At 68.7% G+C, this 12,672-nt stretch carries 11 protein-coding genes; 2 read left to right on the top strand and 9 right to left on the bottom strand.

The genetic code is table 11. The annotated features are described in order from the left end of the window. Positions 1-73 precede the first annotated feature (73 nt). Positions 74-1,273: an ABC transporter substrate-binding protein gene (locus tag MF270_RS14620; RefSeq protein WP_238366638.1), complete on the bottom strand. Its 1,200-nt coding sequence runs from the start codon at positions 1,271-1,273 to the stop codon at positions 74-76. A gap of 161 nt (positions 1,274-1,434) precedes the next feature. Here MF270_RS14620 and MF270_RS14615 point away from each other — a divergent pair, with 161 nt between their 5' ends. Continuing rightward, positions 1,435-2,535 (top strand): PQQ-dependent sugar dehydrogenase, encoded by a 1,101-nt coding sequence (locus tag MF270_RS14615; protein WP_238366637.1) that lies wholly within the window; start codon positions 1,435-1,437, stop codon positions 2,533-2,535. An 87-nt stretch (positions 2,536-2,622) separates the two neighbouring features. Here MF270_RS14615 and MF270_RS14610 read toward each other — a convergent pair whose 3' ends face one another. From MF270_RS14610 to MF270_RS14585, 6 genes are read right to left on the bottom strand one after another with little or no spacing between them, the layout of a single operon-like run. Then, positions 2,623-3,792 (bottom strand): molybdopterin molybdotransferase MoeA, encoded by a 1,170-nt coding sequence (locus tag MF270_RS14610; protein ID WP_238366636.1) that lies wholly within the window; start codon positions 3,790-3,792, stop codon positions 2,623-2,625. Continuing rightward, positions 3,789-4,673: a GIY-YIG nuclease family protein gene (locus tag MF270_RS14605; RefSeq protein ID WP_238366635.1), complete on the bottom strand. Its 885-nt coding sequence runs from the start codon at positions 4,671-4,673 to the stop codon at positions 3,789-3,791. The genes MF270_RS14610 and MF270_RS14605 overlap by 4 nt, the downstream gene beginning before the upstream one ends. After that, positions 4,670-5,146 (bottom strand): cyclic pyranopterin monophosphate synthase MoaC, encoded by a 477-nt coding sequence (gene moaC / locus MF270_RS14600; protein ID WP_238366634.1) that lies wholly within the window; start codon positions 5,144-5,146, stop codon positions 4,670-4,672. The genes MF270_RS14605 and moaC overlap by 4 nt, the downstream gene beginning before the upstream one ends. After that, the gene (gene trpC, locus MF270_RS14595; protein ID WP_238366633.1) at positions 5,146-5,958 is read right to left on the bottom strand and encodes an indole-3-glycerol phosphate synthase TrpC; all 813 of its coding nucleotides are present in this window, start codon (positions 5,956-5,958) and stop codon (positions 5,146-5,148) included. The genes moaC and trpC overlap by 1 nt, the downstream gene beginning before the upstream one ends. Further along, positions 5,955-6,977 (bottom strand): anthranilate phosphoribosyltransferase, encoded by a 1,023-nt coding sequence (gene trpD, locus MF270_RS14590; RefSeq protein WP_238366632.1) that lies wholly within the window; start codon positions 6,975-6,977, stop codon positions 5,955-5,957. Before trpD ends, trpC begins: the two co-directional genes overlap by 4 nt. Continuing rightward, positions 6,974-7,555, bottom strand: a complete 582-nt coding sequence (locus MF270_RS14585; RefSeq protein WP_238366739.1) for an anthranilate synthase component II — start codon at positions 7,553-7,555, stop codon at positions 6,974-6,976. Before MF270_RS14585 ends, trpD begins: the two co-directional genes overlap by 4 nt. Positions 7,556-7,787: 232 nt before the next feature. Here MF270_RS14585 and MF270_RS14580 point away from each other — a divergent pair, with 232 nt between their 5' ends. Further along, the gene (locus MF270_RS14580; RefSeq protein WP_238366631.1) at positions 7,788-9,425 is read left to right on the top strand and encodes a divergent polysaccharide deacetylase family protein; all 1,638 of its coding nucleotides are present in this window, start codon (positions 7,788-7,790) and stop codon (positions 9,423-9,425) included. 356 nt (positions 9,426-9,781) lie between these two features. Here the strand turns inward: MF270_RS14580 and MF270_RS14575 are convergent, their stop codons facing one another. Together MF270_RS14575 and trpE are read right to left on the bottom strand one after the other, a co-directional pair. Further along, positions 9,782-10,798: a PilZ domain-containing protein gene (locus MF270_RS14575; protein WP_238366630.1), complete on the bottom strand. Its 1,017-nt coding sequence runs from the start codon at positions 10,796-10,798 to the stop codon at positions 9,782-9,784. A 359-nt stretch (positions 10,799-11,157) separates the two neighbouring features. Then, positions 11,158-12,666, bottom strand: a complete 1,509-nt coding sequence (trpE, locus tag MF270_RS14570; RefSeq protein ID WP_238366629.1) for an anthranilate synthase component I — start codon at positions 12,664-12,666, stop codon at positions 11,158-11,160. Between the last annotated feature and the right edge of the window lie 6 nt (positions 12,667-12,672).

Genomic DNA, 12,672 nt, shown 5'->3' with positions numbered 1-12,672 from the left:
ATGTCCTTCACGTGAACGTTCTTCCGCAAACGACGGAAACGGCCGGGGAAACCCCGGCCGCTCCGATCTCGAGTTAGCGGAACTGGACGGTCGAGTAGTCGCCGTCCTTGACCTCGTATTCGCGGTAGCTGCCGGCGGCCTCACCAGGGCCGATCAGCTCCACGTTGGTGGCGCCGACGTAGTCGATGTCACCACCCGAGGCGAGGATCTCGAGCGCCTTGCCCAGCTCGCCCGGCAGGATCGGCTCGCCCGGGGCGTTGGCCACGGCCAGGACGTTGGCCGCCACGGCCTCCGAGGTCGCTTCGCCGCCCGCCATCATCGCCAGCGCGATCAGCGCCGCCGCATCATAGCTTTCGCGGGTGAAGGAGCTTTCGCCGTTGATCCCGGCCTCGGTGGTGATGCGCGTGAAGGCTTCGGCGCCCTCGCCCTGGCTCCACGGCACCGCGCCGAACGACCCCGCCATGTCGGCGCCCAGCGTTTCCATCAGGCTGTCGGCATACATGCCGTCGCCCATCATGAAGGTGTCGAAGGCGCCCTGGTCAAGCGCAGTCTGGATGATGCCGTTGCCGCCCGAGTCGGCATAGCCCAGCACCGCCAGCACCTCGCCGCCGGCCGAGGCCAGCGCGCCGACTTCGGCCGAGTAGTCGCCCTTGTCCGCCTCGTGCGGGGCGTTCAGCGTGATGGTGCCGCCCATGCCCTCGAACGACGCCGCAAAGCTGTCGCTCAGGCCCTTGCCGTAATCCGAGTTGTGGTAGGTCACGGCGACTTCCTTGATGCCCTTGTCCATCAGGATCGAGGCCAGCACTTCGCCCTGGCGCGCGTCCGACGGGGCGGTGCGGAAGAAGAGGCCATTGTCCTCGGCCGTCGAGAGCGCGGGCGAGGTCGCCGAGGGCGAGATCATCGGCACGCCGTTCGGAACGGCCACGTTGGCCAGCACCGCGCCGGTCACGCCCGAGCAGTCGGCGCCCATGATCGCCACGACACCGTCCGAGGTGACGAGGCGTTCGGCGGCGGCCGTGGCGGCGGCGCTGTCGACGCAGGTCGAATCCGCGCGTACCGGGGTCAGCATCATGCCGCCCAGGAACTTGCCGCTGTCGTTGATCTCCTTGATCGCCAGCTCGGCCGAGTCGGCCATCAGCGGGGTCAGAGATTCGATGGGGCCGGTGAAGCCGAGGATCACGCCGATCTTCACCTCGCCGCCACCATGGCTTTCGGCGCTTGCCGCGCCGGCGATGAGAGCCGTGGCCGCAGTGGCCATGAGGAGGTTTTTCATTGTCTGTAGTCTCCCTGTTTGGACTTGGGTCCTGGACCAGAGCCTAGGCGGGGAAATGGCAAATGAAAAGAGGGGCCTTGCGCGTCAATCCCGCGTGAGTGGGGCTGGCCGCGACGTCACCCGGCGCTAGTGTTTTGCGCAGGCCAGACAAGGAGAGCGCGATGCAAGCGATGCGAGTGACGATGATGGCCGCGGCCCTTTGCGCGGCCGTGCCACTTTGGGCGGAGCTCGCGCGGATCGGCGATGTCGCGGTCGAGGTCGACGAGATGGCGAACCGGCTGAACGAGCCCTGGTCCATCGGTTTTCTCCCCGGCGGAGCGTTCCTGGTGACCGAGCGCGGCGGGCGGCTCTGGCGCTACGACGGCGCGGGGCGGCAGGCGGTCTCGGGCGTGCCGAAGGTCTTCGCGAACGGGCAGGGCGGGCTGTTCGACGCGATCCCGGCGCGCGATTTCGACAGCTCTGGCGAGGTCTTCCTGAGCTATGCCAAGGACCTGGGCAGCGGCCGGGCGGGCACGGTGCTGGCGGTGGCGCGACTGGAAGGCGCGTCGCTGACGGACCTGCGCGAGATCTTCGTGATGGAGACCGATTCCACCGGCGGGCGCCACTTCGGCGGGCGCATCGTCGAGGGGCCCGAGGGGCACCTGTTCCTGACCATCGGCGAGCGCGGCGACCGCCCCGCCGCGCAGGACCTCGGCCGTCACAATGGCACGGTGATCCGGGTGAACCGCGATGGGTTGGTGCCCGCGGACAACCCCTTTGTCCGGCAGGCGGGCGTTCTGCCCGAGATCTGGTCCTACGGCCACCGCAACCCGCAGGGCGCGGCCCTGGACGCCGCGGGCCAGCTCTGGGTCAATGAGCATGGCGCCCGCGGCGGGGACGAGGTGAACCGCGTTCAGGCCGGCGCCAACTACGGCTGGCCGGTGATTTCCTACGGCCGGCACTACAGCGGCATGGCCATCGGCGAGGGCACCGAGAAGGCGGGCATGGAGCAGCCTGCCCACTACTGGGACCCCTCGATCGCGCCCTCGGGGATGGCGATCTATTCCGGCAGGCTCTGGCCGGACTGGGCGGGTGACTTCTTCGTCGGTTCGCTGAAATTCGACTATATCGCGCGGCTCGATGGCGAGAGCCTGGAGCCGCTCGAGGGGCTGGACGGCCCCTGGACCGGCCGCGTGCGCGACGTGCGCGAGGCGCCGGACGGCACGCTCTGGTTCCTCAGCGTGCAGGCGGGGGCCGTGTATCGGATTTCTCCGGCGGAATGATACCTGGTGGGTCGGGCTGATGGGGCCGTCTGCCCCCTCTTGGCTGCGCCAATTCACCCCCGAAGGTATTTGGAAAACAATGAAGTGTCAGAGGTCGATGATCTCGACGGTCTCGCCGGCCTCGCGGGCGGGGTCGTTCGGCGGGCGCACCACCAGGCAATTGGCAGCCGAGAGCACTGAGAGGAGCGAGCTGTCCTGGCGGTCGGCGATCGTAACGCCCTCGGGCGTCAGGCGCGCGCGCATGTAATGTTCGCGCGGGCCGTTGGCGGGGGCCGGGGCGGCGAGGGGCGCGGTGCGTCGCGCCGTCGGGCGCGCGCCGAGGCCGAGCATCTTGCGGATCACCGGTGCCACGAAGACATGGCCGCAGACCATGGCCGAAACCGGGTTACCGGGCAGGCCGATCATCGCGGCCTGACCGAGACGTCCGCCCATCAGCGGTTTGCCTGGGCGCATGGCGACCTTGTAGAAGCGGCGCTCCATCCCCAGGGCTTCGGCGACAGTCGCGACGATGTCATGATCGCCGACCGAGGCGCCGCCGATGGTGACCAAAAGGTCCGCATCGGCGGCCAGATCGAACGTGGTCCGGAGGCTTTGCGGCCGGTCCATCGCGATGGGCAGCAGGCGCGGCGCAGCGCCCAGGGCGGTGAGCAGCGCGTGCAGGCCGAAGGAGTTCGAGGCGATGATCTGGTCGGGGCCGGGGTCTTCGCCCGGCATGACCAATTCGTCCCCCGTGGCGATCAGCGCCACGCTCGGCTTGCGGGTGACAGTGACGCGCGGGATGTTCATCGAGGCCAGCAGGGCCACGTCTTCGGGGCTGAGGCGGCGTGGGGCGTCCAGCGTGTCGCCGGTGCGGAAGTCACCGCCGGCGGGGCGGATGTGGGTGCCTGGGTCGAGCTTGTCGCCCAGCGTGATCCGGTCGCCGTCGCGGATCACGTCCTCCTGGATGACCACGCGGGTCGCGCCCTCGGGCAGCGGGGCGCCGGTGAAGATGCGGGTGCACTGGCCGGGCTTGAGGTCTCCGTCAAAGCCATGGCCCGCCGCGCTTTCGCCGATCACGTCGAAGCTGGCGCCGGGCGTGGCCGCGCCGTTCACCGCGTAGCCATCCATGGCCGAGGCCGAGAAGGGCGGCTGGTCGCGCCGCGCCGCGGCCGGTTCGGCCAGCACGCGGCCGGGGGCCTCGATCAGCGGGATATCCTCGGTGCCCAGCGGTGTGACGAGGTCGAAGAGATGGGCGAGGGCCTCGGTGACGGAGATCATGTGTCGCCTTCCATTTGTTCGGCTTCCCAGTCGGCATAGCTGCGGCCGTCGGGCAATTTCCAAATGCGCGGGCCGGGTGTGCTGGTGCCGCAGACAACGGAGGCCGCGGCGGAGGGACTGGTGAAGGCGTAGTCCTCGGCCATTACGGCCTCATTGCCCGTGACACGGATGATCTGCCGCTGGACCAGCGCCCGATGCAGGGCTGCAGGGGTCGCGTTCTTGGGATGTGTCCCGATATAGCTGGCGCGGACCTTTGAGCCGGCTTTGACGACGAAATCGCTGCCGGCAAGCGCAGCCTGTGCCTCGACGCCGCTACGCGGCATCGACAGCATAAAGACAGGTGACGTTACGACGGCTTCGGTTTGCGGCGTGTCCGGACGCCGACCGCTGTGGAAGATATCGACCCGAATGGCAGGCAGAACCAGCTGAAGCGTGTCCAGAAAGCTCTCCATGCTCGCCGTCGCAGCCTCGTTCAGACTCGACCGGGTCGGGGCAGCGGCGTTTGTCAGGCGCATTGCACCTGCGGCAAGCGCCAATTCGACCATGCGGGCTTCGAGGTATTTCACATGGGCCTTGTGCAACGCGTCGCCGGAGGTTGTGACAAGGACCGCCTCGTCCCACCAGTCCTTTGATTTCGCGTGCTGTTTCAAGCGGCCAGCGAGGTTTTCCGCCTCGCCGACATAGGCCATTTCGCCATCATCATCCGCGCCGGTCAGGATGTAGACGCCTGTCTGATCGGCTTGCGGCCGCTTCAATCCGTCGGCCAGCCGGGTCCGCGGGATTCGCAGCACATGCCCGGTCCAGTTGAACACCTCGGCCGTGAGCATGCCGTCGGGGCGGCCGTCGACGAAGTAGAGCTCGAGCGACCGGCCCGCACTCATGTCGCCTCGTAGCGGCCTGATTTTCCACCGTCTTTTAGAATGACGCGGATGCCGCCGATCTCCATGGCCTTGTCCACCGCCTTGGCCATGTCGTAGACCGTCAGCGCGGCGGTCGACACGGCCGTCAGCGCCTCCATCTCGACGCCGGTCTGGCCGGTGGTCTTGACCGTGGCCTCGATCCGCACGCCCGGCAGGTCCGGGTCGGGGACTAGATCGACCGCGACCTTGGTGACGGGCAAGGGGTGGCAGAGCGGGATCAGCTCGGGCGTCTTCTTGGCGCCCATGATGCCGGCCAGTCGCGCGACGCCCAGAACGTCACCCTTCTTGGCGCGACCTTCGGCAATGATGTCAAAGGTTTCGCGCGCCATCTTCACCCAGCCCTCGGCCGTCGCCACGCGCGACGTCACGGGCTTGTCCGAGACATCGACCATATGCGCATCGCCCTTGGCGTCGAAATGCGTGAGGCCCGCCATCACATGCCACCCGGGCGCAGCGGGTTCGCCAGCAGCGCGCGCGTCGCGCCTTCGACATCGTCCTGGCGCATCAGGCTTTCGCCGATCAGGAAGCAGCGCGCGCCATAGAGGGCCAGCTCGGACAGGTCCTCGGGCGTGTTGAGGCCGGATTCCGAGATGATCAGCCGGTCTTCGGGCACCCGCTTGGCCAGCTTGCGCGTGGTGTCCAGCGTGGTCTCGAAGGTATGCAGGTCGCGGTTGTTGATCCCGATCAGCGACGAGGACAGATGGCAGGCGCGTTCCAGCTCTTCGGCGTTGTGAACCTCGATCAGCGTGGCCATGCCCCATTGGGTCGCGGCGGCCTCGAGCTCCTGCGCCTGGGCGTCGGACACGGAGGCCATGATGATCAGGATCGCGTCGGCGCCCCAGGCGCGCGCCTCGGCGACCTGGTAGGTGTCGTACATGAAATCCTTGCGCAGCGCAGGCAGGTCGCAGGCCGCGCGGGCCTGGCCCAGGAACTCGGGCGCGCCCTGGAAGCTGGGCGTGTCGGTCAGCACCGACAGGCAGGTCGCGCCGCCGGCCGCATAGGCGGCGGCGATGGCGGCGGGGTCGAAATCGGGACGGATCAAGCCCTTGGACGGGCTGGCTTTCTTGACCTCGGCGATCAGGCCGTAGCCCTCGCGGCTGGCCCTCATCAGCGCATCGGCAAAGGGGCGGACGGTGCTGGCGGCCTGCGCCTCTGCCTCGAGCTCCGAGAGCGGCTTGGCCTCTTTCGCGGCGGCGATTTCGTCGAGCTTGTAGGCCTTGATCTTTTCCAGGACGGTTGCAGTCACTTGAAGTCTCCGGTGGCGGCGGCAAGCGCTGCGACCTTGTCGCGCGCGGCCCCGCTGTCGATGGATTGAGTGGCGAGCGCCACGCCTTCCTTGAGGTCCGACGCCGTGCCGGCGACAACCAGCGCCCCGGCCGCGTTCAGCAGCACCGCGTCGCGGTAGGCACCGGGGGCGCCGTCCAGCAGCGCGCGGAAGGCTTGTGCGTTCTCGGCGGGGGTGCCGCCGACGATCGCCTCGAACGGGTGAACGGGCAGGCCGGCATCCTCGGGATGCACCTCTGCCTCGCGGATCTGGCCGTCTTCCTCAAGCGCGGCCAGCCAGGTCTTGCCGGTGATCGTCATCTCGTCGGTGCCGTCCGAGCCATGGACCAGCCAGGCGCGTTCGGACCCGAGCTGCTTGAGCACCTCGGCCATGGGGCGGATGAGATCGCGGGTGAAGGCCCCGGTCAGCTGGCGCTTGACCCCGGCGGGGTTGGTGAGCGGCCCGAGGATGTTGAAGATCGTCCGCGTGCCGAGTTCCGCCCGGGTCGGGCCCACATGAGCCATGGCCGGATGATGCATCGGCGCCATCATGAAGCAGATGCCGACCTTGTCGAGCACCTTCTGAACGGCGTTCGCGGGGATCATGACATGCACGCCCATCTCGGTCAGCGCATCGGCGCTGCCGGATTTCGAGCTGAGATTGCGGTTGCCGTGCTTGGCCACGGTCACGCCCGCACCCGCCACGACGAATGCCGTCGCGGTCGAGATGTTCAGCGTGCCCTTGCCGTCACCGCCCGTGCCGACGATGTCCATGGCGCCGGCAGGCGCGGTCACCCGGTGGCACTTGTCGCGCATCACCTTGGCGGCGGCGGCATATTCGTGGATCGTCTCGCCCCGGGTACGTAGCGCCATCAAGAGGCCGCCGATCTGGCTGGGCGTCGCCTCTCCGTCGAACAGGATCTGGAAGGCACGTTCAGCCTCGGCGCGCGACAATGCGCGATCGGCGGCGGCGCCGATCAGCGGTTTCAGCTCTTCGCTCATGCAGGGACTTTCAGCAGGTCGAGGAAATTCTGCAGCATCGCGTGGCCGTGCTGCGAGGCGATGCTCTCGGGGTGGAACTGCACGCCCTGGATCGGCAGATCGCGGTGCTGCAGGCCCATGATGGTGCCGTCTTCCAGCTCGGCCGTGATCTCAAGGCACGCGGGCAGGGTGGCCCGGTCGACCACCAACGAATGGTAGCGCGTCGCCTCGAAGGGCGAAGGCAGGCCCTTGAAGACGCCTTTGCCCTCGTGGTGCATATGGCCCATCTTGCCATGCACGATCTCGTGGCAGCGCACGACGTTGCCGCCGAACGCCTGGCCGATGGTCTGATGGCCCAGGCAGACACCCAGCAACGGCGTGCTGGTTTCGGCCGCGGCTTCGGTCAGCGCCAGGCAGATGCCGGCCTCGTTCGGAGTGCAGGGGCCGGGGGACAGGATGATCCCGGCCGGGTTCATCGCCATCGCCGCCTGCACGTCCAGCGCGTCGTTGCGGCGCACCTCGATCTCGGCTCCGAGCTCGCCCAGGTAATGGACTAGGTTGTAGGTAAAGCTGTCGTAATTGTCGATCAGTAGCAACATGTTGTGGTCCCGGTCCGATGCGCCCGATTTCAGGCTGGTTCTGGCCGCCGTGGTCGCGGTATACATGTTCAGGCTTGCCAAGGGGCGTCAAGGGGCGCAGGCAGGAAAAGACGGCAGAGCGGCCATGCGCCGGTTTGCCCGGGCGTCGCGGGCGGGCAGGGCCCGGACCCGGCGGCGCGGTGGGGTTGAAACAAGGCCGGATCACGGTCGGCAGAAGTTGCAGAGGTCAGGCATGCGAGGCGCGCTTTCAGGTGTGATCTGGGGAACGTTGGTATCCGGCGTGGTGCTGGGGGTGTCGTCGGTGACGACGATGCCGCCCGGGGTGACCGGGCCCGCCGTCACGCCCGAGACAGGGGCAACCGAGACGCGCGCGCCCGAGCCGCAGGCGACGCCCGAGCGCGAGGATGCCGTGGTCACGGTCGAGCTGCCGACGGAAACGCCGACGCCCGCAGAGGCCGCGGACGAGACCCAGGTCGAGACCCCGGCCGAAGACCCGGTCACTGACCCGGCCCCGGAGACGCAGACTGCCGAGACCGGGGCGCCTGTTGCCACGGCGCCCAGCGCGCCGCCGCCGCCCAGTGACGCGCCCGAGCTGGCCTCGGACGCGCCCGGCATGGCCGCGCCGCGCGACGGGGCAGACCGCGCCCCCGCGGCCGATACCGCCAGCGCCGACCAGCCCGTGGTGGAAAGCGCCGAGACCGTGATGGCCGCGCCGGACGCCGGCGAGACCGGCGGCATCGCGGTGCAGACCGAGGCGCCTGTCCTGGCCGGCAGCAGCGTGGCCCAGCCCGCGCAACCGCTGCCCGAAGAGGACCTGTCGATCTCGACCGACCCGGCCCAGCCGCCGGCCCCCGATGCGACCGAGGGCGACGCCGCCTTTCCCGTTGCCGATGCCGGGACCGATGCCGCGCCGACCGTCCAGTCGGAGGATCCGGCCCTGCCGATGGCGGAACCGATCGCCGAGGAAAGCTTCGGACAGCCGGGCCGCGCGCCTGCACAGGGCCCCGTGGTCTCGGACCTGCCGCGCGTCACCGAAGAACCCGAAGCAGCTGCCGAACCGGTCGATCAGGGCCCGACCATCGGCCAGCGGGCGGGCGATCTCGGCCGCTTTGGCACCGGGGTCGAGACCTCGCGCCTGCCTTCCGTCGGCACTGCACCGGTTGCCGAGGGTGACGCAGAGGACACCGCCGCCCGCGCCATCGACAGGTTCGCCGCCCCGGTCGAGATCGAGCCGGGCAAGCCGCTGATGTCGGTCGTTCTGATCGACGACGGGTCAAGCCCGATCGGCATCGCGGCGCTTAGCGCCTTTCCCTACCCGTTGACCTTTGCCGTCGATGCCAGCCTGCCCGACGCCCGTGCCGTGATGGAGGGTTACCGGGCGCAGGGTTTCGAGGTGATGGCCCTGGCAAGCATGCCCGAGGGCAGCACCGCGCGGGATACCGAGGTCGCGCTCGAGACCTATCTCTCGGCGGTGCCCGAGGCCGTGGCCCTGATGGAGACGCCGGGCAACGGGCTGCAGGGCACGCGCGATGTCTCGGACCAGGTGGCGGCCATCCTCGCGGCCAGTGGTCATGGGCTGGTGCTGTTCCCGAAAGGGCTGAACACCGCCGAGGCGATTGCCGAAAAGGCTGGGGTTCCGGCCCACATCGTCTACCGCGACCTCGATGCCAGGGGGGAAGATGCCCTGGCGATCCGGCGCCAGCTGGACCAGGCCGCGATGAAGGCCGGCGCGGATACGGGCGTGATCGCGACGGGCCGGTTGCGGGCCGACACCATTTCCGCGCTGCTTCTCTGGGGTCTGCAGGACCGCGCATCGCGCGTGGCCCTCGTCCCGGTTTCGGCGGTTCTGACCCAGGACGAGAGCCGCTAGCGGCCTTCGCGGCCACGTTACCGCACCGGCATCAGCGGCAACGCGACCGCCGCACGTGCCAGGACACATTCCCGCAAGCCCGGCCGGTCCACCACCCGGCTGGCATGACATGGATCGGAGCTGCAAGGCTGAGACCCGACCCAAGCCCATCGGCGCCACCCGCTGCGGAGGCAACGGGTTCGTGGTCGGCTGCCAAGATTTGCCGGATCGCCTGTGCCTGACCCGGTTCCAAGCTCCCTCTCTACATGGGCCCAAGGCAGCCCCCCTTGATCCAGCTCCCAAAAGGTGAGCTCAGCCATCGCGACCCCCAACACGTCGCCCTGGCGCAACCAGCACGACGCCATATCCCGAGAGGATCACAACGGCGCGCGCGGCAGCGACGCCGCGGCCTTGCGCTTGACCCGGGCCGAATGGAACACCGGCCCCTTGTCGACCGCCTCTTCGGTCTTGCGCGCCTCGTTGCGCAGCGGCGCGCGCAGGTGCGGCGGAGGCTCGTAGGGGGGCGCATTGCCAAGCGCCAGCTTCACCTGCGCCATGTTCAACGGATGATCGAACGCCACCCCGATGAAATGGGCATTGCGCCAGGCGATCCGCGTCGACAGCCAGACCCCTTCGACCTGCACCCAAAGCCGCGAGGGCCCGATCACCCGGTCCGGCCGGGTCAGCTTGGCCCCCATGCAGGACAGGTCCTTGATGGTGATCTCCGTCTCGTCCCGCCCTTGCCGGACCCGCGAGGGGATATGGCAGGGGTGCCGCATCTCCATCCGGCGCTGCCGCTGGTTCCGATGGATCATGACACCCGAGGCCGCAGCAAAGAGAGACATGCCGAACAGGAACATCGCCTGGTGCCAGCGCGAGCCGTAGATCGTCTCGGAGGCGATCAGCATCTCGGGTTTCGCAAAGGCATTCAAAAGGCGCGACAGCCAGTCCGCCGGCCCCGGCCGCTGCGCGATCAGCGCCTGGACCCGCGCGGATTGCGGCACCGGACAGCCCAGGCCTTCGACCATATGCTCCATCCGTGCAAGTCCGGTCACCTGCATGATCGCCCCGCCGTCCCGCAGGTAACGCGACACGGCAGCAAGAAAGACGCCGATGTCGTCGGCATGGAGCCGCAGCGCCGGCGCGCCCCGCGCGGTCAGCACGTCGCTCGGCCCGACCATGCCCATCCAGTGCCGCAGAATCTGGCGATGCGCGGCCTGCACCTGCGGATCGGTGGTCGACCCGATGGCCCGCAGGTCCTGTGACATCAGCCCGAGGATCGCGACGAAGTCGCACTGCTCCCGCGTCATGGTCTCGCGCCCCTGGGCAAGCGCCCCGCTGCCCAGCAGCAGTGCAAGACCCATCACCCAGGCCCGGATCCATCGCTGCATCATCGCAAGGCTCCCATCGCGTCCGACGCCAGCCTAGACCCCCAACCCTACCGAAAGGTGAATCCCGCCCGGTCTTGTTGGTCCCCAAGGACCCTGGGGCGCCCGCGTGGCCAGACCCTCGGTCCCGCCCATCCCACGTGCACAGCCGCCGGAGAGCAAAGCGACCCCTCCAAACCCGCCCATGACTTCATCGTTTTCCAAATACCTCGGGGAGCGCGAGGGGCTGGCCCCTCGCTCCCGCAGGCACCACAGGCGCCCCGCCGGGCCCAAAAAGCCAGGACCGCACCAAAACCGGGGGCCGGGGCGCCAGCCCCGGCCCCCGCCGGGCGGATCGCTTGCGATCCGAAATCACTCGAACGCGCTCAGTTCCCGGTCTTGATGAACCGCGCCGCATCGGCCGCCGCGCGCCGGATGGCGTTCGACTTGTGCACGGTCTCCATGTACTCGGCCTCGGGGTCGCTGTCATAGACCACGCCGCCGCCGGCCTGGATATAAAGTTTGCGATCCTTCACCAGCGCCGTGCGCAGCGCGATGCACATGTCCATGTCGCCCCCCGCGCTGATATAGCCGCAGCCGCCGCCGTAGACGCCACGCTTCTCCGGCTCCAGCTCGTCGATGATCTCCATCGCGCGGACCTTGGGCGCGCCCGACACCGTCCCGGCCGGCATCCCCGCGTAATAGGCGGACAGGGCATCCTGCCCCTCGGCCAGTTCTCCCACCACGTTGGACACAATATGCATGACGTGGGAATAGCGCTCGACCACGAATTTCTCGGTCGGGTGCACGGTGCCGATCTTGGCCACCCGGCCCACGTCGTTGCGGCCGAGGTCCAGCAGCATCAGGTGCTCGGCCAGCTCCTTCTGGTCGGCCAACAGGTCCGCTTCCAGCGCGGCATCCTCGGCCGGAGTCGCCCCGCGTGGCCGCGTTCCGGCGATGGGGCGGATCGTCACCTCCTTACCGAAGACCCGCACCAGGATCTCGGGGCTGGCGCCGACCACCTGGAAGCCGCCGAAGTTGAAATAGAACATGAAGGGCGAGGGGTTGGTGCGCCGCAGCGACCGATAGAGCGCGAAGGGCGGATGCGGGAAATCCTGCGTCCAGCGCTGCGACGGCACCACCTGGAAGATGTCACCGGCGCGGATGTAGTCCTTGGCCTTCTCGACCGCCGCCTTGTAGCTCTCGCGGGTGAAGTTCGAGACCGGCTCGCCCACCTCGACAGCCTCGCCCAGGTCGCGCCCGGCCTCGGGCACGGCGCGTTCGAGGTCGCGCACGGCGTCCATGACGCGCTCGGCCGCCTGGGCATAGGCGGCGCGGGCCGATTGGCCATCGCTGACCCAAGCCGGAGAGACCACCGTCACCTCGCCCTTGACCCCGTCCAGAACCGCCACGACCGAAGGGCGCATCATGATGCCGTCGGGCAGGCCCAACGGGTCGGGCGGGCAATTCGGCAGATGCTCGACCAGCCGGATCGTGTCGTAGCCGAGATAGCCGAAAAGGCCCGCAGAGGCCTGCGGCAGGTCCTCGGGCAGATCGATCCGGCTTTCGTCGATCAGCGCGCGCAGGGTCGCCAGCGGGTTGCCGTCCAGCGGCGTCCAGCTGTCGGGATCGAACCGGGCCATGCGGTTGATCCGGCTCTCTTCCCCATGACATTGCCAGATGACGTCTGGCTTCATCCCGATGATCGAATACCGCCCCCGCACCTCGCCGCCGGTCACCGACTCGAGGACGAAGGCATCCTTGCCGGCGCCCGTCAGCTTGAGCATCAGCGACACCGGCGTGTCGAGATCGGCGGCAAGGCGCGTGTAGACGACCTGGTTGCGGCCGGCGGAATAGGCGGCCTCGAAATCGGAAAACTCGGGAGTCAGTGCCATGGGGTC

The organism is Mesobacterium pallidum, assembly GCF_019966535.1.
GTDB lineage: Bacteria > Pseudomonadota > Alphaproteobacteria > Rhodobacterales > Rhodobacteraceae > Mesobacterium > Mesobacterium pallidum.
Note: the sequence above shows the minus strand (reverse complement) of the source record. Positions and strands in the feature narration are given on the sequence as shown.